The sequence below is a fragment of the Microlunatus speluncae genome, from assembly GCF_009299835.1.
Lineage (GTDB): Bacteria > Actinomycetota > Actinomycetes > Propionibacteriales > Propionibacteriaceae > Microlunatus > Microlunatus speluncae.
In genome coordinates this window covers 37,956-58,351 of sequence record NZ_VKCZ01000019.1, presented here as the reverse complement: position 1 = coordinate 58,351, position 20,396 = coordinate 37,956, and the positions used below count along the sequence as shown (strand labels likewise).

The window sequence follows — 20,396 nt, the reverse complement described above, 5'->3', positions numbered from 1 at the left end:
CGGCGACGAATCGATGTTGCGACACCGATGCCGATGGGACCTGTGCCGATGCCTGCACCCACCACTGTTGACCACGCTCCCGAACCGAGGGCGTGGCGTTCGATCGTCCGGCACGACGTGCCGGCCTCCCTGGTCGTCTTCCTGATCGCCATCCCGCTCTCGCTCGGCATCGCCGCCGCCTCCGGTGCGCCGCTGATCGCCGGCCTGATCGCCGCGGTCGTCGGCGGAGTCGTCGCCGGCGCGCTCGGCGGTTCGGTGCTGCAGGTCAGCGGTCCGGCCGCGGGACTGACCGTGATCGTCGCCGGGCTGGTCAGCCAGTTCGGCTGGCCCGCGACCGCGGCGATCACCTGCGCCGCCGGGCTGGTGCAGATCCTGCTCGGGATCACCAAGATCGGCCGGCTCGCCCTCTCGCTGTCCCCGGCCGTCGTGCACGGCATGCTCGCCGGGATCGGCCTGACGATCGCGTTCCAGCAACTGCACGTGGTGCTCGGCGGCTCGCCGCAGAGCTCGTTGATCAAGAACCTGGCCGAGCTGCCGGGTCAGGTGATCGGCCACCATCCGCCGTCGGTGTTGATCGGGGTGCTGACCGTCGCCCTGCTGGTGATCTGGCCACGGATCCCGCGCGCCCGGGCCGTCCCGGGGCCGCTGGTCGCGGTCGTCGCCGTGACCGTACTCTCCGCCGCCCTGTGGCTGCCCGTCGACCGAGTCGACCTGCCAGACGATCCGTTGCGCAGCCTGATCCCGCCGGCGTTGCCGACCGGCGGGCCGCTGGAGATCACCATCGGTGTGCTCACCGTCGCCCTGGTCGCCAGCGTCGAGTCGCTGCTCTCCGCGGTCGCCGTGGACAAGCTGCACCGCGGGCCGCGGAGCAACCTTGATCGGGAACTGGTCGGCCAGGGCGCCGCCAACGCGATCTCCGGCGCGCTCGGCGGGATGCCGGTCACCGGCGTGATCGTGCGCAGCTCCACCAACGTCGCCGCCGGCGCCCGGAGCCGCGCGTCGGCCATCCTGCACGGGGTCTGGATCGCCGCGTTCGTGCTCGCCGCCGGCGCCCTGCTGGAGCGGATCCCGATGGCCGCCCTGGCCGGTGTGCTGCTGGTCACCGGGATCAAACTGATCCAGCTCGCCCACATCAGGACCCTGCGCCGGCACGACGAACTGCTGGTCTATCTGGTCACCGGCCTCGGCGTCGCCGTGCTCGGGCTGGCCGAGGGAGTGCTCGCCGGTCTCGTGCTGGCGCTCGCCCGGGTGCTCTACCGGTTGGCTCGGTCGAGCGTCGCGGCGACCGAGCGGGACGGGATCTGGACCGTACGACTCGACGGCTCGCTGGTGTTCCTCGGCGTCGCAGCCCTGATCCGGACCCTGCGCACCGTGCCGGCCGGAGCGACCGCCCGGGTCGAGCTCCAGATCGATCATCTCGATCACGCCGCGTACGAGGCGATCGAGGACTGGCGCCGCGGACACCTCGCCCGCGGCGGCACCGTCCACCTCGACGAGGCCGCCCTGCTCACGGCGCTGCGCGGCAACTCCAGCCGGCTCCGCTGGTTGGCCGGGCTGGGCCGGCTCGCCACCGGCCGGCCGCGGACCGAGACCACCCTGGACGGGATCCGCGAGTTCGAGCAGCGGGCCGAGGAGATCCGGCCGGTGCTGGCCCGGCTCGCCGCCGACGGCCAGCGGCCGACGCAACTGTTCCTGACCTGCGCCGACTCCCGGATCGTGCCGAACCTGATCACCACCACCGGACCGGGCGACCAGTTCTGCGTCCGCAACATCGGCAATCTGGTGCCCCGGCAGGGGTCCGGCGGCGATTCGGTCAGCGCGGCCGTCGAGTACGCCGTCGAGGTGCTCGGCGTGGCGTCCATCGTCGTCTGCGGCCACTCGCACTGCGGCGCGGCCGCGGCGGCGCTGCATCGGACCGCGCCGGCCGGATCCGGTCTGCGATCCTGGCTGGGCCACTTCGAGCCGTCGCTGCGCCGGGCCGAGCGGATGCCCGGGCTCGTCGACCCGGTCACCGGAAGTCCGCTCGCCGCGGCGGACAAACTCTCGGTCGCCAACGTCGCCGTCCAGCTGCGGAACCTGCGCAGCTTCGACTGTGTCCGCCGGGCCGAAGACAACGGGGAGCTCGAGCTGATCGGCCTGTGGTTCGACCTCGGCACGGCGTCGACCCGGTTGGTCCGGCCCGAAGCCCCGTACCTGACCGCCCTGCCGGACCGGGCCCACGCTTCGGTCCTCGACGAGGGGTAGATCGATCAGGAATCGAGAAGCCGGGTCGGTGACGACCTGGCACGGTGGCTGACATGAAGATCACCATTCAGACGACATTCCTGCCCCACAAGGATCCTGAGGCTTCGCTGACGTTCTATCGCGACGTGCTAGTGCCCCCCGCCAGGGATCCGTCACATAATTCGGCGCGCTGAAGCGGCGATCTGCCGCGTTGTCGTCAGTCGCCGTACGACCCGGTACGCCTTCCTCCTCCGCCTTGCAGCTCACCACTTCATCCCACCGACTTATGCAACGGATCCCTGGCGAGGGACACTAGGGTTCGAGCTCCGCAACGACGTCGGCCAGGGCACGATGCGCTGGCTCACCGTCGGTCCGGCCGGCCAGCCCGAAACGTCCATCCTGTTGGCGCCACCGGTGACCGACGACTCGATCACCGAGGACGAGCGCGGCGCCATCGAATCGCTGGTGGCCAAGGGCGTTTACGGCTGGATCATCCTCGGCACCGACGATCTCGACGGCACGTTCGCGCGCGTACGGGAGAGCGGCGCCGAGATCGAACAGGAACCGACCGAGCAGCCCTGGGGCGTACGGGACTGCGTGTTCCGGGATCCGGCCGGAAACACGGTGCGATTCAACGAGAGCCGCTGAGCTACCGCTCCGAGCCGCCCGCCGGGTGAGCGGCGTCACCCGGCGAAGCGCCGCTTTGTAGGGTTCCCACAAGCAGTCGGCGGGAGTTTCGTCGGGTCCCCGTACGGAGTTCCGGGGGCGCACGGGAGAGAGTTGAGTCCGTGCTCGCGATCGTCGCGCCCGGACAGGGTGCCCAGTCCCCCGGTTTTCTGAATCCGTGGCTCGAGGAGTCACGGTTCGCGGCCGGGCTGAGCAAGCTGTCGGAAGTCAGCGGCACCGACCTCGCCCATTACGGGACCGAGGCCGACGCCGACACGATCCGGGACACCGCGATCGCGCAGCCGCTGCTGGTGGCGGCCGGACTGCTGGCCGCGGCCGAACTGTTCCCCGATCCCGCGCAGGCCTATCCCCGGATCGGCGTCGTCGCCGGGCACTCGGTCGGTGAGATCACCGCCGCGGCGGGAGTCGGCGTGATCTCCTCGGAGCAGGCGATGGTCTTCGTCGCCGAGCGCGGCCAGGCGATGGCCGCGGCGAGCGCGGCCCGGCCGACCTCGATGACCGCCGTGATCGGCGGCAAGCCGGACGAGGTGCTGGCCGCGATCGAGCGGCACGGGCTGACCCCGGCCAACAACAACGGCTCCGGACAGATCGTCGCGGCCGGCACCACGGAGCAATTGGCGGCGCTCGCCGGCGACCCGCCGCCGCGGGCCCGGCTGATCCCGCTCAGCGTCGCCGGCGCCTTCCACACCGTGCACATGGAGCCCGCCGTGGCGCGGCTGGCCGAGCTGGCCTCGGGCATCGCCACCCAGGACCCGCGGACCCGGCTGCTGTCCAACGCCGACGGCCAGGTCGTCGGCGACGGCCGCGAGGTGCTGGACCGCCTCGTCCGGCAGGTGGCCGCGCCGGTGCGCTGGGACCTGTGCCTGGAGGCGATGGCCGGCCTCGGCGTCACCGGCCTGCTGGAATTGCCGCCGGCCGGCACCCTGACCGGGATCGCCAAGCGCAATCTCAAGGGGGTCGAGCTGTTCGCGCTGAACACGCCCGACCAGCTCGCGGAGGCGCGTGCCTTCATCGACCAACACGGGGATGCGGCCGCCGGGCCCGCAGTCGGTACGGAGGCAGCAGGATGACCGGACTTCAGGTGACGCAGGGCGCCGCCCACTCCAAGATCTACGCCGTCGGCGGCTACCGGCCGCGGCGATCGGTGACCAACGCCGAGATCTGCACCATGATCGACTCCTCCGACGAGTGGATCCAGACCCGCTCCGGGATCAAGGAACGCCGCTGGGCCTCGCCGGACGAGACCGTGCAGGCCATGGCCGTCGCGGCCGGCCGGGCGGCGCTGGCCCGGACCGAGCTGGCCCCCGGACAGATCGACGTGGTGATCGTCTCCACCGTCACCCACTTCCATGCCACTCCGGCGATCGCCACCCGGATCGCCGCCGAGCTGGGGGCCAAGGGAGCGGCCGCGTTCGACATCTCCGCGGCCTGCGCCGGCTTCTGCTACGGGATCGCGATGGCCGATTCCATGATCAGGACCGGCACCGCTCGGCACGTCCTGGTGATCGGCGCCGAACGGCTGAGCGACATCACCGACAAGCATGATCGCGGCACCGCCTTCCTGTTCGCCGACGGGGCCGGCGCGGCCGTGGTCGGCCCGAGCGACGAGCCCGGCATCGGTCCGGTGGTCTGGGGCTCCGACGGTGATCAGGCCGATCTGATCACCCAGACCGCCGCGTTCGATGTCGCGGCCCGGCAGACCGGGGTCAACCATCAGGACTTCCCGACGCTCCGGATGGACGGCAACCCGGTGTTCCGCTGGGCCTCGTACACCATGGCGAAGGTCGCCGCGGAGGCGATGGACCGGGCCGGCGTCGGGCCGGACCAGATCGACGTGTTCGCGCCGCACCAGGCGAATCTGCGGATCGTCGACGCCATGTTCCGGGCGCTCAAACTGCCCGACCGGGTGGTGATCGCCAAGGACATCGAATACCAGGGCAACACCTCCGCGGCCTCGATCCCGCTCGCGTTGGAAGCCCTGCTCGAATCCGGCGAGGCCCACAGCGGTCAGACCGCCTTGATCATCGGCTTCGGAGCCGGCCTGGTCTATGCCGGGCAGGTGATCGTCCTTCCTTGACGCCGATCCCGCGGCCACCCGACCGGCCGGCCGCGACCGCAACACCCCATCAATATGCATGTCCAACCAGCATGTCCGAACCTAGGAGACCATCAGCACATGGCCACCACCGAAGAGATCCGCGCCGACCTCGCCGAGATCGTCAACGAGGTCGCCGGCGTTCCGGCCGACGATGTCGCGCTGGACAAGTCGTTCACGGATGATCTTGACGTCGACTCCCTGTCGATGGTGGAGATCATCTACGCCGCCGAGGAGAAGTTCGGCGTGAGTATCCCGGATGAGGAGGCCAAGAACCTCCGCACCGTAGGCGACGCCGTCGCCTACATCGAGCGCGCGTCGTCCTAACCCAGCACGCGCCGGTCCGTGGGCCGCGGCACCACCCCGCCCCGGCCCACGGACCAACTCGCACCCGGACAGTTGATCAAGAAAGGCGATCCCCGACTCATGTCTCGCACCCGTGTCGTTGTCACCGGCCTCGGAGCCACCACCCCGCTCGGCGGGGACGTCGCCAGCACCTGGGACGGACTGCTGGCGGGCCGGTCAGGGGTCGGCAAGCTCGAAGCCGACTGGGTCGAGGAGCTCCCGGTCAAGATCGCCGCCCGGGCGGCCGTCGATCCCGCCGAGATCCTGGACCGGGTCGCCGCCCGCCGGTTGGACCGCAACGCCCAGTTCGCGCTGATCGCCGCCGAGCAGGCCTGGACCGATGCCGGCTACACGTTCGGTGATGACAACCCGATCGATCCGGAGCGGCTCGGCGTCGCCGTCGGCACCGGCATCGGCGGCCTCGGTTCGCTGCTCGGCAACTGGGACACGCTGCGGGACAAGGGCGTCCGCCGGGTCAGCCCGCTCGCCGTACCGATGCTGATGGGTAACGCCGCGGCGGCCAACATCAGCCTCAAGATCAAGGCCCAGGCCGGCGTCCACACCACGATCTCCGCTTGCGCCTCCAGCAACGAGTCGATCGCCCTCGGCCTGGACATGATCAGGCTCGGCCGGGCCGACATCGTGATGGTCGGCGGCACCGAGGCCGTGATCCACCCGATGACCATCGGCTCCTTCGGCCAGATGCAGGCGATGAGCCGGCGCAACGACGAGCCCGAACGCGCCTCCCGGCCGTGGGACACCGACCGCGATGGCTTCGTGATGGGCGAGGGCTCGGCCATGTTCGTGATCGAGAGCCTCGAACACGCCCAGGCCCGCGGCGCCAAGATCTACGGCGAACTGGCCGGTGCCGGGATCACCGCCGACGCCTTCGACATGGTCGCGCCGGAGACCAGCGGCCACGGCCAGGCGGTGGCGATGATCAAGGCGCTGAAGGAGGCCGAGCTGTCGGCCGCCGACGTCGTCCACGTCAACGCCCACGCGACCTCGACCCCGACCGGCGACGGCATCGAGGCCCGCTCGATCCGCGAAGCCCTGGGTCAGGACACCACCGCGATCGTCACCTCGACCAAGTCGATGACCGGCCACCTGCTCGGCGGCGCCGGCGCCCTGGAATCCATGGCCACCCTGCTCGCCCTGCACCACCGCACCATCCCGCCGACGATCAACCTCGACAACCCGGAGCCCGGCCTCGAGGTCGACATCGCCACCGAGCCCCGCACCCTCCCCGCCGGCGACCTCGCCGGTATCAACAACTCCTTCGGCTTCGGCGGCCACAACGTCGCCATCGCCTTCACCAACGCCCTAGCCACCCGCTGACCCGTCACATCCGCGGCCGTTTCTGCGGCGTGTCGCAGCGGATCTGACGGATCGATCAGCCGGTGGACAACCGATCCGGCGAGGACGTACGCAGCACGGAGATCATCTGCAGCGCGCTCGGCGTGGCGCCCGGCCGAAAGACTGCAGACACGCGGCGGCTGACCGCGGGAGCGAGCGGTCGGAGGGCGACGCCCTCGGGCATCTGATCGGCGGCCAGGCCCGGCACCAGCGCGACCGCGACGCCCGCCTCGACCAGCCGGCCGATGGTCAGGTAGTTGTCGGCCTCGAACGCGATCGTCGGGCTGAAGCCGCCCTCGCGGCAGAAGCGGTCCAGCATGTCCCGGCACATCGGGTCCGGTCCGCAATCCCGGATCCACGGCTCGGTGGAGAGCTCGGCGACACTGACCACCGGCTTGTCCGCGCAAGGATGCCCAGGCTGTACGGCGACCAGGACGGGATCGTCGAGCAGCACCTCCCGGGTCAGGTCGCCGACGTCGAGGGTCGGGCCGGGCGGATAGTCGAAGACCACGGCCAGGTCGAGCCGGCCGGCGGTCACTGCCTCTACCGCGAAGACCGGGTCGAGGATGTCGAGGCTCAGGGTGATGTCGGCGTGCCGCCTCCGGAACTCGGTGATCGCGTCCGGGATCAGGCGCGACGCCGCGCTGGCGAAAGCTCCGAGTCTTAGCCTGCCGGCGCGTAGCTCGATCAGGTCCCGCACCTCCCGCTCGGCCGTTCGCAGCCGTTCGTCGACCGCCTCGGCATGCTCACGGAGCACCCGGCCGACCTCGGTCAACCGCGCGCCGCGGGCGTGCCGGACCAGCAGCGGGGCGCCCACCTGACGCTCCAGGGCCGCCATCTGCTGCGACACCGCCGACGCCGTGTACGACAGCCGCTCAGCAGCCCGGGTCATCGAGCCGGACTCGGCGACGGCCGAGAGCACGCGAAGCTGTCTCAGGTCGAGCATGCAACTCAGCTTAACACTGACCCCATGAGCCATTGCTGGTGCTAAAGGCTCAACGCGGGCACGCTGAAAGCGTGACCGGAACAACCCAGACCCTCACCGCCACCGAGACCCGCTCGGCAGGCCGTTCCCGGCTGACCGGCTCGGCCGCGGCCGCCCTGTCACTGTTCCTGATCGGCACCTCCGCCCCGGTCGCCTCGACGATCCGGGACATCCCCGTGGTCACCGGCCAGGCGACCCGCTATCTGATCGCGTCCGCGGTGCTGATCGCGGCCATGATCATCAGCCGCCGGTTGCCGCGGATCCGACCGACCCGGCGCGACCTGCTCGACCTCGGCCTGCTCGGCCTGTTCGGCATCGCCGGCTTCAACCTGTTCCTGGTGGCCGCGTCGTATCAGGTCGCTCCGGCGCTGGTCGGCACGGTGCTCGCCGCGACCCCGGTGCTGCTCGCCGTCGTCGCACCGCTGCTGGTCCGCTGCCGCCCCTCGGCCCAGGTGCTGGTCGGGGCAGTGATCGTCACCGTCGGCACCGGCATCACCACCGGCGCCGGCGCCGCGTCGCCGACCGGCATCCTGCTCTGCCTGGGCGCGCTCGGCTGCGAACTCGCCTTCACCCTGCTAGCGGTGCGGCTGATCCGGCGGTTCGGCACCTTCGCCGCGACCACCGGGGCTGCCGTCTCCGGTGCCATCGTGCTGACGACCGGTGCCCTGATCGTCGACGGCCCGGCCGCCTTCGTCGCGGTCCCCCAGGCGTCGCAGGAGCTGCTAGCCCTGCTCTTCCTCGCCCTGGCGGTCTCGATCGGCGCCAACGCCGCCTGGTACGTGGCGCTACCCCGCCTCGGCGCCGCCCGGTCCGGCCTCTTCTACGCCTTCAGCCCGGTCGGGGCCCTCGCCGCCAGCCTGGTGCTCGGCGCCGAACTGCCCGGCCCGTTCGGCTTCGTCGGCCTGGCCCTCGTCGCGGCCGGCCTGCTGGTCGGCGTCTGGCAGCGGCGCCGACCAGGGGCCGCCTGAACGGATCGCGCCCCCGGGCCGCCTCACGGCAGCTCCGGGGGCGCGGTCCGACTAGGTCGGGTCAGTCGCTCGGCTCAGCGATGGTCATCCGTACTGACCTTGACGCCCACCCGCTCCGACGTCCCGTCCGGGGACGTGGCCTCGACGACGACCTCGAAGTCCTCGCCGTGCTTGGTCAGACCGGTCACCACGGCCTTCTCGATCACCTCGGTGCTCACGTTGTCGCGCAGGATCAGCGGATCGTGCTGCAGATCCTTGGTCAGCGAGATCGCGAGCCCGACCATCACCACCGCGAACGGCAGCGCCGCGATGATCGTCACGTTCTGCAACCCGGACAAGGCGTCCTTGCCACCGATGATCAACATCACCGCGGCGACGGCACCGGTCAGCACACCCCAGAAGATCACCGTCCACCGACTCGGCTCGATCGATCCACTCTCCGAGAGCGTCCCCATCACCACCGAGGCCGCGTCCGCGCCGGAGACGAAGAAGATCGCGACCAAGATCATCACCAGGACGGCGGTGACCTGTGGCAGTGGCAGCTGGCCGAGCATCCCGAACAGCTGCGCCTCCGTGGAGGCCTGCGAGGCGATATCGACGCCCGACCGCTGCAGGAAGATCGCCGAACCGCCGAAGACGCAGAACCAGATCAGGCTGACCAGGCTCGGCACCAGCAGGACGCCGGAGACGAACTGCCGGATCGTCCGGCCGCGGCTGATCCGGGCGATGAAGACACCGACGAAGGGCGTCCAGGAGATCCACCAGGCCCAGTAGAAGACGGTCATGCCCTGCAGCCACTCGGCCATCGGGTCGCCGCCACTGGCCGCGGTCCGGGCCGCCATCTCGGCCAGGTCGGAGAAGTAGCTGCCCACCGCGGTCGGAATCAGGTTCAGGATGAAGATCGTCGGGCCGACCACGAAGACGAACGCCGCCAGCACGATGGCGAGCACCATGTTGATGTTGGACAGAAGTTGGATGCCCTTGGCCACCCCGGAAACCGCGGACAGCACGAACGCGATCGTCAAGAACACGATGATCGCGATCAAGATCCCGTTGCCGACCTTGCCGATGCCGGCGACGATCTCCAGCCCACTGCCGATCTGCAACGCGCCGAGCCCGAGCGAGGTCGCCGAGCCGAACAGGGTCGCGAAGATCGCCAGGATGTCGATCACCTTGCCGGCCGGGCCCTCCGCCTGCTTCTTGCCGAACAACGGTGCGAAGGCCGAGCTGATCAACTGCTTGCGGCCGCGCCGGAACGTGCCGTACGCGATCGCCAGCCCGACCACCGCATAGATCGCCCAGGGATGCAGCGTCCAGTGGAAGAGCGTCGTCGCCATCGCGGTCTGCAGGGCAGCGTCGGTGCCCGCCTCCGCCGTCCCCGGCGGGGGCTCGACGAAGTGGGTCAGCGGCTCGTTGACGCCGAAGAACATCAGCCCGATGCCCATTCCCGCGCTGAACATCATCGCGACCCAGGAGACGGTCTTGAATTCCGGTCGCTCGTCGTCTCGGCCCAGCGGGATCCGGCCGAACTTGCCGGCCGCGAGCCAGAGCACGAAGACCACGAACCCGGTGGCGACGACGACGAAGAACCACCCGATGTTCGTCTCGATCCACTCCAGGGCGGACGACGAGGCGGTGCCGAGACCGATCGGATTGGCGAAGCCCCAGATGCAGAAGGCCAGGGCGAGCACGGCCGCGACGCCGAAGACGACCTTGTCCAGATTGAGGTTGGATTGGTTCGGTGGCCCGGGCGGATCCGCAATCGCCGGGTGGACGACCCGCCGGGCGGCATCGCCTCCCTTGCGTGGGCCTTTGGGTCTTCTTTTGACGTGGGGATTACTGGGATCAGTCACAGGTATGAATCAGCGACGCGATGCGTGCCGCCCCCTCCATTCTGGTGGTCCAGCACGGCCGGCCAGCCCGGCCGCGGAAGCCTTTCCACCCTGTCGGTTCGACGACCGATCCGCAAACTCCCCGCTCGGGAATGCCTCAGACGACCTCGTGCAGCCAGCGCACCGGGGCCCCGTCACCGGCGTACCGGAAGGGCTCGAGCTCGGAATCCCAGGCCTTGCCGAGCAACTCGTTCAGGGTGTCGGTGAGGTCGCGGCGGCCGAGGGAGGCGGTCGCCAGGGCGTGCTTGATCCGGTCCTCGGGGATCATGATGTCGCCGTGGAGCCCGGTGATGGCGTGGAAGACGCCGAGGGTGGGCGTGTAGGAATAGCGCTCGGCCTCCGAGCCCGCGGTCGCTTCCTCGGTCACCTCGAACCGCAGTCGCTGCCAGCCCTTGAGGGCGCTGGCCAGCTTCCCGGCGGTGCCCGCAGCACCCGACCAGGAATATTCCGTACGGTAGCTCGCCCGCTCGATCGGTTGCGGAATCCAATCCAGCCGCACGGGCGTGCCGAACACGCCTCCGACGGCCCACTCGACATGTGGGCACAACGCCGAGGGCGCAGAGTGGACGTACAGGACGCCACGAGTTGTGCTCATTGATCCTCCCAGTGCTTACCGGCGCCAGAGGGCTGCCTTCCCCGACATCCTCGACTCGGCACACTCCGGGTGAATCGCCACCCATTGTGCACCATCCGCCACAACTGCACCAGCGACCCGATTGCGGCAAACGCTTTACGTGTTGGGCCATTAGGGTGGTGATCATGCCGGTTGAGCCCTATGGATCGTGGTCCTCGCCCGTCACCCCGCATCTGATGACCGCTCAATCGACCAGTCTGGGCACGCCGATCATCGACGGTGACCTGACCTTCTGGACCGAATCCCGCGCGGACCAGGGCGGACGGATCAGCATCTGGCGGCGGGACGGGGCCGGAGAGCTCGCCGAGGTCACGGCGGCACCGTTCAACGTGCGCAGCCGGGTGCATGAGTACGGCGGCCGGTCGTACGCCGCGGTCGACGGGGTCGTGGTCTTCGTCGACTTCGCCGACCAACGGCTGTACCGCACCGATCCGGCCGGGACGACTCCGGTCCCGCTCACGCCCGAGGGCGGATTCCGCTACGCCGATCTGCGCCTCTATCCCGAGCAGGGGCTGGTCCTGGCGGTCCGCGAGGAGCACCAGGGCGATGCCGAGCCGGTCAACACGGTCGTCGCGGTCGACCTGGCCGGTGACAACCCGACCGGCGGCTCGGTCCTGTGCTCGGGCGCGGACTTCTACGCCGCGCCCCGGCTCGGTCCTGATCATCGACTGGCCTGGGTCGAGTGGCACCACCCGAACATGCCGTGGGACAGCACCGCCCTGATGACCGCCCGGCTGGACGGCAGCGAGGTCCGCGACCTGACGCCGGTTGCCGGCGGGCCGACCGAGTCCGCGATCTATCCGGAGTGGCTGCCGTCCGGCGAGTTGATCTTCATCTCCGACCGCACCAACTGGTGGAACCTGTACGTCTGGAACGGCGATTCGGTCCGCGCCCTGCATCAGGCCGAGGCCGAGTTCTGCGATCCGCCCTGGCTGCTCGGCGATACCCCGTACGTGATCATCGACGAGACCGAGCTGATCTGCAGCTGGCGCCGCAACGGCGCCGCCGGGATCGGCCGGCTCACCTTGCGCAGCGGCGAACTGACCCCGTTCGCCGACAGCGGCGAGCCGGGATCGCTGACCGCCGGCGCCGGCCGGGTGGCCACGGTGATGCAGTACGAGGACCGACCCCAAGCACTGATGATCATGGAGCTGGAGCAGCCGGCCTGGACCGAGCTGCGCGCCTCCGGCGACGCGACGCTGCCCCGCGAGGTGATCTCGACCCCGATGCCGGTCTCCTGGTCCAGCAAGGCGGGCCCGGTGTTCGGCTGGTACTACCCGCCGGTCAACCCGGACTTCACGGCACCGGCGGGCACGCTGCCCCCGCTGATCACCCGGTCGCACGGCGGCCCGACCGTGTTCTCGACCGCGGCGCTGCGGCTGAGCGTGCAGTACTGGACCTCCCGCGGCATCGCCGTGCTGGACGTCAACTACGGCGGCAGCACCGGTTACGGCCGCGAATACCGCGAGCGACTGCGCGGCGCCTGGGGCATCGTCGATGTCGAGGACTGTGTCGCCGGCGCGACCGCGATGGTCGAGCAGGGGCTCGCCGACGAAGCCCGGCTGGCGATCGAGGGCGGCAGCGCCGGCGGTTACACGACGCTGCGCGCGCTGACCGCCACCGACCGGTTCACCGCGGGCTTGAGCCTGTACGGCATCGGCGACCTGGAGGCGCTGGCCAAGGACACGCACAAGTTCGAGGCGCGCTACCTGGACGGTCTGGTCGGGCCGTACCCGGAGGCCTTGGACACCTACCATGATCGTTCGCCGATCCACCATGTTGATCAACTGAGCGCACCGATCCTGATCTTGCAGGGCGCCGAGGACAAGGTGGTGCCGCCGAACCAGGCGGAGATGATGGCCGACGCGGTCCGGAGCAAGGGGCTGCCGGTCGCGATGGTGATCTATCCCGGTGAGGGCCACGGCTTCCGCCGCGCCGAGAACATCCAGGCCGCGACCGAGGCCCAGCTCTATTTCCTCGGCCGGGTCTTCGGCTTCGATCCGGCCGACGAGCTGACCCCGATCCCGATCGACAACCTCCAGGACGTGGTCCGCGACCCTCGGTAGTGGAGTCGCCATAGACGATGGAACGGCGACGGTCCAGGGCCCTGCCATCAGCACAGGTTGGGCCTTCCGACACGTCCGAAACCTCATTAGCCTCTGGCTCAAAGTCCAGGGCGTCAGCCAACTGGGCACGAGCCGCGGGAGGCCCAGCCATGCCACTGATCCGTACGTTTCGGACCACCATCGCCCTCATCCTGACCGCCTGCCTGGGCCTGGTGCTCTCACCGGGCCGAGCAGCGGCGGCGACGGCGACCCTCGACTTCACCGTAACCGGACTGACGGCCACGACGGCCGTGCAGAACTTCGACTATCTCGGCACCGACCAGGCCTTCGTCACCCAACGCACCACCGCCGCCACCGTGCTGACCCGGTGTGTCCTGTCGGGCCGGACCTGCGCCCGGGCCGACAGCGTGACGTTGGCGGGCTACGGCCACGGTGAGTCGCTGGAAGCGTACGTCCAGGACGGCCGGATCCTGCTCTGGGTCGGGTCGAGCGCCGGACCGGCTTCCCAGTACTGGTCGACCCGGGTCTCCTTGATCGAATATCACCCGGCGGCCGGCGGTCAGCCGGCGAGCTTCACCCGGCTCGGCTCGCTCATCGGGCTCGCCGCCGTGGCCCCGGGCTACTCCGGTGAGGGAGTCCGGGTCGCGGTTGCGACGGCCGACGGCGACGACCGGATCGGGCTCCGGGTCCAGGTGGGGGCAACGGGATCGTCGTCCTACTACGGCATCTTCGACACCTCCGCCCTGACCGCCGCCATGCTGGCCGCCGCCGGACAGCAACTGTCGATCGCATCGGTCCTGGGCGACACCGCCATCACCAAGTCACGCTTCAAGGAGCCGAGCCGGCCGCACGGTTCGTTCCAGGGCTTCGACATCGTCGGTGTCGGCTCGGGCAACAAATACCTCTACGTCTACGGCGGCGGTAACGGGCAGACGCCGACGATCTACTCCTTCCTGTACACCAACGGCGGCAACACCACCCAGGGGACGACCTACACGGTCGACGGGATCGGCACGCCGGAAGCGGAGGGCGTCAAGGTCGAGACCGATCCGCTGGGCGGCGGCGTACGGCGCATCATGGTCGGCGTCAACAAGTCCCCCTTCCCCGTCTACCACCTCTCCTGATGCCGACTTGTCAGAACTGAGTAGCCCTATGGCACAACTCAGTTCTGACAAGTCGGCAGGGGGTCAGCGGAGGTCGGCGGAGGGTGGGACGTCGAAGAACGTCGCGACGTCGTCGAGGATCGCGTGGGCGCCCTGCAGGCCGACCGAGCTCATCCAGGTCAGGTCGGCGACATCATGCTTGGCGCCGGTCAGCCGGTTCCACAGCGGGTCCTTGGTGATCTTCTCCTTGGCCTCGGTCGCCGACGGATCGGCCCAGGTGGCGACGAAGATGTGGCTGGCGTCGAGATCCGGGATGTTCTCCCGGCTGACGTCGACCACGATCGAGTCGGTCGCGTTCGGCTGTCCCTTCGGCCGGACGAAGCCGACGTCCTTCAACACCAGGCCGGAGAAGGAGTTCTCCACGTACAGCCGGATCGTCGGCTCCCCGGCAAACCGGACGATCGAGATGTCGGGCAGCTCCCCCGCCGATTCCTTGATCGCCGAGCCGATCGTGGTCGCGCGTTCGGTGTAGGCGGCGATCCGCTCCTCGGCCAGCGGCTCCTTGCCGAGCGCCTGGGCGGCCAGCCGCAGATTGTCCTTCCACAGCGCGCCGGTGGTCTCGCTGAAGACGGTCGGCGCGATCGCCGACAGCTGGTCGTACAGCTTCTCGTGCCGGACCTTGGCCGACAAGATCAGATCCGGCTGCAGCTTGGCGATCTCCTCCAGGTTCGGCTCCTCCAGCGAGCCGACCGCGACCGCGTCACCGGCCTGGTCCAGCACCGGGCCGAGATACTCCGGCAGCTTGTCGCCCTCGATCGCGCGATAGGTGGTGTAGCCGATCAACTCCGTGTCGAGGGTCAGCACCGCGTCGACGAAGGTCTGATCAAGAGCGACCACGCGCAGCGGCTGGGTGGGGATCGCTGTCTCCCCCATGGCATGGCTGATGGTCCGGAACGGCGCCCCGGACGGCTGACCGGGCGCGGCCTCCGGAGCGGCCACCGACTGACACCCGGCCACCCCGACCAGCAGCAGGAGCACGGCCAGGCGCGCGAACAAACCCTTCATGAACACCCCTCGACTTAGGTTTCCCTAAGCTTAAACAGGAGGGTGGGTGCCGCGCGACCTCGGCCGGGCTACTGCGCGGCGCCGGGCCAGTAGTCGTTCGGCTCCAGCCGGGAGCCGAAGATCGCCCGGCCGATCCGGACCGTCGTCGCGCCGTACCCGATCGCCTGCTCCAGATCACCCGACATGCCCATCGACAACTCGGCGCAGCCGCTGCCGGCATCGCTGTCGCGCAGCCGGTCCCGCAGGTCGCGCATCAGGGCGAAGCAACGACCGACCCGTTCTTGATCATCGGAGAAGATCGCCAGGGTCATCAGGCCACGGACCCGGAGTGAGGCGTACGCGGACAGGGATGCCACGAACGCCTCGACCTCCTCCGGCGGCAGCCCGAACTTCTGGTCCTCGCCCGAGGAATTGACCTGGACGAACACGTCCAGGCTCCGGCCGGCCTGCTGCAGCCGACGGTCCAGCGCCTCGGCGACCTTGATCGAATCCAGCGCGTGGAACTCGCTCGCCCAGTCGGTGATCAGCTTCACCTTGTTGGTCTGCAGGTGCCCGATCGCCGCGAACGTCAGGTCGGGCACGTCCCGCAACTGCTCCGCCTTGGCCGCCAGCTCCTGTGGCCGATTCTCGCCGAACAGCCGCAGCCCGGCCTGGTACGCCTCCATGATCAACTCCGGCGGATGGGTCTTGCTCACCGGCAGCAGCCGCACCTCGGCCGGGTCCCGGCCGGCGGCGGCGCAAGCCCGGTCGATCTGTCCCCGGACCGCGGCGAGGTTCTCTGCGAGCTGACCCATGATCACCACCCTAGTGGCGCTACAGGACGCCGTACTTGGCGAAGGCGTCCGTCGCGGACATCCCGGCCTCGATCTCCCGGCGGACCAGGTTCTCGGCCGACGCCTTCTGCAGCGCCCGTTCCAGGACCTCGTCCTCGACGTCGCGGGGAATGATCACCACGCCGTCGACGTCGCCGACGACGAGGTCGCCCGGCTCGATCCGGACCGAACCCAGCTCGACCGGGACCCGGTAGTCGACGACCGCGGTGCGCGGCCCGGAGTCGAGGGCGTAGCTGCCACGGGAGAAGACCGGGAAGTCCTGCGCCAGGACGGCGGGCGTGTCCCGGTGATGTCCGTCCAGCACCGCCCCCGCCGCGCCGCGCATCCGGGCGGTCGCGGTCAGGATCTCGCCCCAGCACGCCGCCTCGGACCGCCCGGTGACGCCCAGATAGACCTCGCCCGCTGCCAGTTGATCGAGCGCCTCGGTGAGCCGGCCGAAGGGTCGCTCGCCGCGGCCGAACACGTCCCGGGTCAGCACCGGCATCGCCCGGCCCGCGACCTTCATCTCCGGCCGGAGGGCCCGGATCCCCGCCGGCAGGAACTGGTGCAACCGACCGAGGGTGTCCAGCACGTCGCCGAGGACGGGCGTGTACAGCCGCTCGGTGATCAGGGCCAGGCGTTCGGCGTCGCCGCGCGGTGGGGTCGACTCACTCATCTGCAGCCTCCTGCCGGGTCAGAGGATGCAACCTATCAACTTCTCAGATAAGTTACGAGGACAGGCCGCACCGGCATCGCCGCCGACGTTGGGAGACCCATGTCCAGCACCTCTGCCGAATCGAACCGGCTCACCCCGGGTGCCCGCAAGGCGGTCGTCGCCGGCACCATCGGCACGCTGATCGAGTGGTACGACTACGCGCTCTACGGGGCGGCAGCCAGTCTGGTGATCAACCACCTGTTCTTCCCCGACCTGGTGCCGTCGGCCGGCGTGCTGGCGGCGTTCGCCACGTTCGCGGTCGGCTTCTTCGTCCGACCGCTGGGCGGCGTGATCATCTCCCAGATCGGCGACCGGGTCGGCCGGAAGCCGGCGATGATCTTGTCGGTGGCCCTGATGGGCGGTGCCACCGTGTTGATGGGCCTGCTGCCCGGCGCCGCCAGCATCGGGGTGCTGGCGCCACTGCTGTTGATCTTGCTGCGGCTGATCCAGGGCTTCGGTGCCGGCGCCGAACTGGCCGGGGCGATCACTCTGATCGCCGAGTACGCACCCCGCCGACGCCGGGGCCTTTACACGGCGATCCCGAACGCTGCCACGGCCGGCGGCTCGGCCCTGGCGACGTTGGCGTTCCTCGCGGTGTCCGGGCTGCCGGACGACGTCCTGCTGTCCTGGGGCTGGCGGGTCCCGTTCCTGATCTCCGCCGTGCTCTTCGTGATCGCGCTCTACATCCGCAACCGACTGGACGAAACGCCGGAATACGTGGCCGCGATGAAGTCGGCCACCGAGCGCCGGCAGCGGGAGCAACTGCCGCTGCGCGAGCTGTTCCGCGACAGCTGGCGGCTGGTGCTGCTCGGCTTCCTGTCGATCACCGGCCACAACGCCTGGGCCTACCTGCTGAACACCTTCGCCCTCAGCTACCTGACCACCACCATCGGCCTGGCCCGCACCGAGGCGTTGATCCCGGTCCTGATCGCCGCCTTCACCGGGATGCTGCTGTGTCCGTTCCTCGGCCTGGCGGCCGACCGGTTCGGCTACCGCCAGGTCTTCATCCTCGGCGCCTCGTTCGCGATCGTCTGGGTGGTGCCGTTGTTCCTGGGGCTGAGCAGCGGCAACGTGATCATCGCGACGATCGTGATGGCGCTCGCCTTCGGCCTCGGCTTCGGCGCGATGGCCGGCGCCCAGGGCGCCATGTTGGTCAACCTGTTCCCGGTCCGCTATCGCTTCTCCGGCGTCGCGGTCGCGCGGGAGTTGAACGGCGTCCTGATCGCCGGGCCGACGCCGTTCATCGCGTCGGGGCTGGTCCTGCTCGGCAACCAGACCCCTTGGTTGGTCTGCGGCTATCTGGTGCTCTGTTGCGCCGCTACGATCGGCGCCGTGCTGGCGATCGGGAGGGCGGGCGACGTCTCGGCCGACGAGCCGGTCGGCTCCTGATCAGCGGTTCATGATCATGATCAGGAACGAAGTCCAGCGGCATTCGCTGTCCCTCCAGGTGGTCGCCATGCTCGGCCGTTATCTCGACGAGGAGCAGCTCGCCGCCGGTGACCCGATCCCGCCGACCCGGGAGCTGGCCGAGCGCTTCGGGGTGTCGGTCCCGGTCGTCCGGGAGGCCATCGCCGAGCTCGCCGGCCAGGGCCGGCTGACCCGCACTCAGGGCCGGGCCACGGTCTCCCGGCTGCCGAACGCCGTCGACCTGGAGGGCATGTTCCGGTCCCGGATGCGGCGCGAGGCGGACGCGGTGCTGCAGTTCCACGACTACCGCCGGCTGCTGGAGGTCGGCGCCGCCCGGCTGGCCGCGGCTCGGGCGACGGCCGACGACGTCGCGATCATGCGTCAACGACTCACCGCGTGGCGGGGGCTGCCGCAGGATTCGCCCGAGCTGCTCGAGGCCGACATCGCCCTGCACCGCGCGATCGCCGAGGCGGCCCGCAATGATCTGGTGCTGATGTCGATGGATGCCGTCGCCGCGCTGCTCTACGACGCCCGCGTCGTCGGCTGGCGGGGCTGGGTCAACGCCGGCAAGACCATTGATCACATCGCCGACGCGCACGCCGCGATCATCGACGCCATCGAGGCCGGTGACCCCGAGCTGGCCGAACGGGAAATGCAACGACATCTCGATCAAGCCGGCTTCGGCCTGCACGCCGAGCTCGACGAGTGATCGCCGGAATCATCGAGGTCCGTCCCGAGGTTGACCCCGCTATCTCTATATAGCTAGATTTGAAGCGTGGAGCCACTGACCCGACTGACGCCGGCGACGGGTGACGTGCTGTCCGTCCTGCTGGCCGATCCCGCGCCGATCTGGGGGCTGGCGGTCGTGAAGGCCAGCGACCGACCGGCCGGCAGCGTCTACCCCATCCTCGAACGACTGGAGCGCCTCGGCTGGGTCACCTCCGCCTGGGACGCCGGCGACTCCCGGCCCGGCCCGCGACGCCGCTACTACGCGCTCACCGCCGACGGGCGAGCCGCCGCCATCGCCGCCGTGGCGGCCCTGCGTGCCACCCGGGCGCGACCCCAGGTCCGGCCCAAGGTGGCCGAGGCGTGAAGATCATCACGGCCGGGATCCGCTTGGCGGTGCTCGCGCTGCCACCCGTGCTCCGCGCGAGGTATCGGGAGGAATGGTCGGCCGATCTCGCCGGAGTCCGCGAGCTCGGCCTGGCTCCCCTGACGGTGCTGGCCGGGGCGTTCGGCACGGTGCTCTCGGTCGATCGGACCGACCCGCTGATCACCGGATTGCCGCGCTGGGAGCTCCGGCAGCGTCGCGGCCGCTGGGCCGCCGCCCTGCTCTCCGCCGCCGCCCTGCTGGCCGCCGGCTCCGTCCTTCAGGGCTACGATCCGGGCTCGCCGCTCGGGATGATCATGACGGTGATCATCACGGTCGGTGTGGTGGCCGGTGGTTGGATGGTGATCGGTATGCTCCGGATCCCGCCCGACCGGCAGGCAGCGCCGACGGCCGTGCGCCCTGGCGGCACCGTTTCGGCTTCGGCGCGTTGGGCCTACGGCGCCGGGTTCGGGTTCGCGACGCTGGTGGTCGGCACCCTCGGAGTGCTCAACATCGCCGTCTGGAATCCGCTGGCCAAGGTCCCCGGCTTCGCCCTGGACCGGATCTACGCAGACCTGGCCGCTGCCGGAGAGGTCACCGGGGCGGTCTTCGTCGTCGCCGGGGGATCCCTCGCCCTCTGCAGCTCGATCGGTTTCCTGTTGTATTGCGGCCTGGCGCCGCGGGCCCGGGCGCTGACCCGTCAGCAACTGCTGGCGTACGGGCTGCTGCTGGTCGGCGGGATGATCCTGGCCGGCTGGTTCGCCGCCGCCGCGATGGGGATGGCCATCGCTGACACGTTCGGCACCGATGGTCGGAACGCGGCGCCGTCCGGACCGGCCCTGGCTCTGATCGGGCACCTCGCGCTCGCCGGCGGAGTGATCTTCGGTCTCGCTCCGCCGGTCCGGCCGGCTGGTCCGCCGGTGCCGGACCGCACGCCGAGCCGCTGACGGGCT

Annotated in this window: 19 protein-coding genes; 13 read left to right on the top strand and 6 right to left on the bottom strand. The window is 70.0% G+C overall.

Features of this window, described 5'->3' with window-relative positions; all coding sequences use genetic code 11:
- The first annotated feature begins 48 nt into the window (after positions 1-48).
- From FNH24_RS22605 to FNH24_RS22575, 6 genes are all read left to right on the top strand, one after another.
- Complete coding sequence (locus tag FNH24_RS22605) at positions 49-2,244, top strand: bifunctional SulP family inorganic anion transporter/carbonic anhydrase (RefSeq protein WP_152364512.1); 2,196 nt, start codon at positions 49-51, stop codon at positions 2,242-2,244.
- Between the two features lie 147 nt (positions 2,245-2,391).
- Positions 2,392-2,871: a VOC family protein gene (locus FNH24_RS22595; RefSeq protein WP_343031910.1), complete on the top strand. Its 480-nt coding sequence runs from the start codon at positions 2,392-2,394 to the stop codon at positions 2,869-2,871.
- A 140-nt stretch (positions 2,872-3,011) separates the two neighbouring features.
- Positions 3,012-3,980 carry an ACP S-malonyltransferase gene (locus tag FNH24_RS22590; protein WP_152364510.1) on the top strand — a complete coding sequence of 323 codons (969 nt, stop codon included), beginning with the start codon at positions 3,012-3,014 and terminating at the stop codon, positions 3,978-3,980.
- Positions 3,977-4,987, top strand: coding sequence for a beta-ketoacyl-ACP synthase III (locus FNH24_RS22585; RefSeq protein ID WP_152364509.1), 1,011 nt, complete (start codon positions 3,977-3,979; stop codon positions 4,985-4,987). The genes FNH24_RS22590 and FNH24_RS22585 overlap by 4 nt, the downstream gene beginning before the upstream one ends.
- Positions 4,988-5,086: 99 nt before the next feature.
- Positions 5,087-5,332, top strand: coding sequence for an acyl carrier protein (locus tag FNH24_RS22580; protein WP_152364508.1), 246 nt, complete (start codon positions 5,087-5,089; stop codon positions 5,330-5,332).
- A gap of 99 nt (positions 5,333-5,431) precedes the next feature.
- A complete protein-coding gene (locus FNH24_RS22575; RefSeq protein WP_152364507.1) occupies positions 5,432-6,688 on the top strand; it encodes a beta-ketoacyl-[acyl-carrier-protein] synthase family protein in 1,257 nt (418 codons plus the stop codon).
- A 55-nt stretch (positions 6,689-6,743) separates the two neighbouring features.
- On the opposite strand, the gene FNH24_RS22570 is transcribed toward FNH24_RS22575, so the two are convergent.
- Positions 6,744-7,652: a LysR family transcriptional regulator gene (locus FNH24_RS22570; RefSeq protein ID WP_161606268.1), complete on the bottom strand. Its 909-nt coding sequence runs from the start codon at positions 7,650-7,652 to the stop codon at positions 6,744-6,746.
- A gap of 71 nt (positions 7,653-7,723) precedes the next feature.
- Between FNH24_RS22570 and FNH24_RS22565 the strand changes: the two genes are divergently transcribed.
- A complete protein-coding gene (locus FNH24_RS22565) occupies positions 7,724-8,659 on the top strand; it encodes a DMT family transporter (protein ID WP_161606267.1) in 936 nt (311 codons plus the stop codon).
- 74 nt (positions 8,660-8,733) lie between these two features.
- On the opposite strand, the gene FNH24_RS22560 is transcribed toward FNH24_RS22565, so the two are convergent.
- Positions 8,734-10,422, bottom strand: a complete 1,689-nt coding sequence (locus FNH24_RS22560; RefSeq protein WP_281351081.1) for a BCCT family transporter — start codon at positions 10,420-10,422, stop codon at positions 8,734-8,736.
- A gap of 226 nt (positions 10,423-10,648) precedes the next feature.
- The gene (locus tag FNH24_RS22555) at positions 10,649-11,146 is read right to left on the bottom strand and encodes a DUF3145 domain-containing protein (protein WP_152364503.1); all 498 of its coding nucleotides are present in this window, start codon (positions 11,144-11,146) and stop codon (positions 10,649-10,651) included.
- A 215-nt stretch (positions 11,147-11,361) separates the two neighbouring features.
- Here FNH24_RS22555 and FNH24_RS22550 point away from each other — a divergent pair, with 215 nt between their 5' ends.
- A complete protein-coding gene (locus FNH24_RS22550; protein WP_217428431.1) occupies positions 11,362-13,251 on the top strand; it encodes a S9 family peptidase in 1,890 nt (629 codons plus the stop codon).
- Positions 13,252-13,400: 149 nt separating this feature from the next.
- Entirely contained in the window at positions 13,401-14,375 is a 975-nt protein-coding gene (locus FNH24_RS22545; RefSeq protein WP_152364501.1) for a helveticin J family class III bacteriocin, read from the top strand.
- Between the two features lie 63 nt (positions 14,376-14,438).
- On the opposite strand, the gene FNH24_RS22540 is transcribed toward FNH24_RS22545, so the two are convergent.
- From FNH24_RS22540 to FNH24_RS22530, 3 genes are all read right to left on the bottom strand, one after another.
- Positions 14,439-15,419: an ABC transporter substrate-binding protein gene (locus FNH24_RS22540; protein ID WP_152364500.1), complete on the bottom strand. Its 981-nt coding sequence runs from the start codon at positions 15,417-15,419 to the stop codon at positions 14,439-14,441.
- A gap of 68 nt (positions 15,420-15,487) precedes the next feature.
- On the bottom strand, positions 15,488-16,213 hold the full coding sequence (locus FNH24_RS22535) for a YggS family pyridoxal phosphate-dependent enzyme (protein ID WP_152364499.1): 726 nt from the start codon (positions 16,211-16,213) through the stop codon (positions 15,488-15,490).
- Between the two features lie 19 nt (positions 16,214-16,232).
- Positions 16,233-16,907: an RraA family protein gene (locus tag FNH24_RS22530; protein ID WP_152364498.1), complete on the bottom strand. Its 675-nt coding sequence runs from the start codon at positions 16,905-16,907 to the stop codon at positions 16,233-16,235.
- Positions 16,908-17,006: 99 nt separating this feature from the next.
- Here FNH24_RS22530 and FNH24_RS22525 point away from each other — a divergent pair, with 99 nt between their 5' ends.
- From FNH24_RS22525 to FNH24_RS22510, 4 genes are all read left to right on the top strand, one after another.
- Positions 17,007-18,335, top strand: coding sequence for an MFS transporter (locus tag FNH24_RS22525; protein WP_152364497.1), 1,329 nt, complete (start codon positions 17,007-17,009; stop codon positions 18,333-18,335).
- 16 nt (positions 18,336-18,351) lie between these two features.
- Entirely contained in the window at positions 18,352-19,062 is a 711-nt protein-coding gene (locus FNH24_RS22520) for a FadR/GntR family transcriptional regulator (RefSeq protein ID WP_161606266.1), read from the top strand.
- Between the two features lie 66 nt (positions 19,063-19,128).
- Complete coding sequence (locus FNH24_RS22515; protein WP_152364495.1) at positions 19,129-19,446, top strand: PadR family transcriptional regulator; 318 nt, start codon at positions 19,129-19,131, stop codon at positions 19,444-19,446.
- A complete protein-coding gene (locus FNH24_RS22510; RefSeq protein WP_152364494.1) occupies positions 19,443-20,390 on the top strand; it encodes a hypothetical protein in 948 nt (315 codons plus the stop codon). The genes FNH24_RS22515 and FNH24_RS22510 overlap by 4 nt, the downstream gene beginning before the upstream one ends.
- Positions 20,391-20,396: the final 6 nt, after the last annotated feature.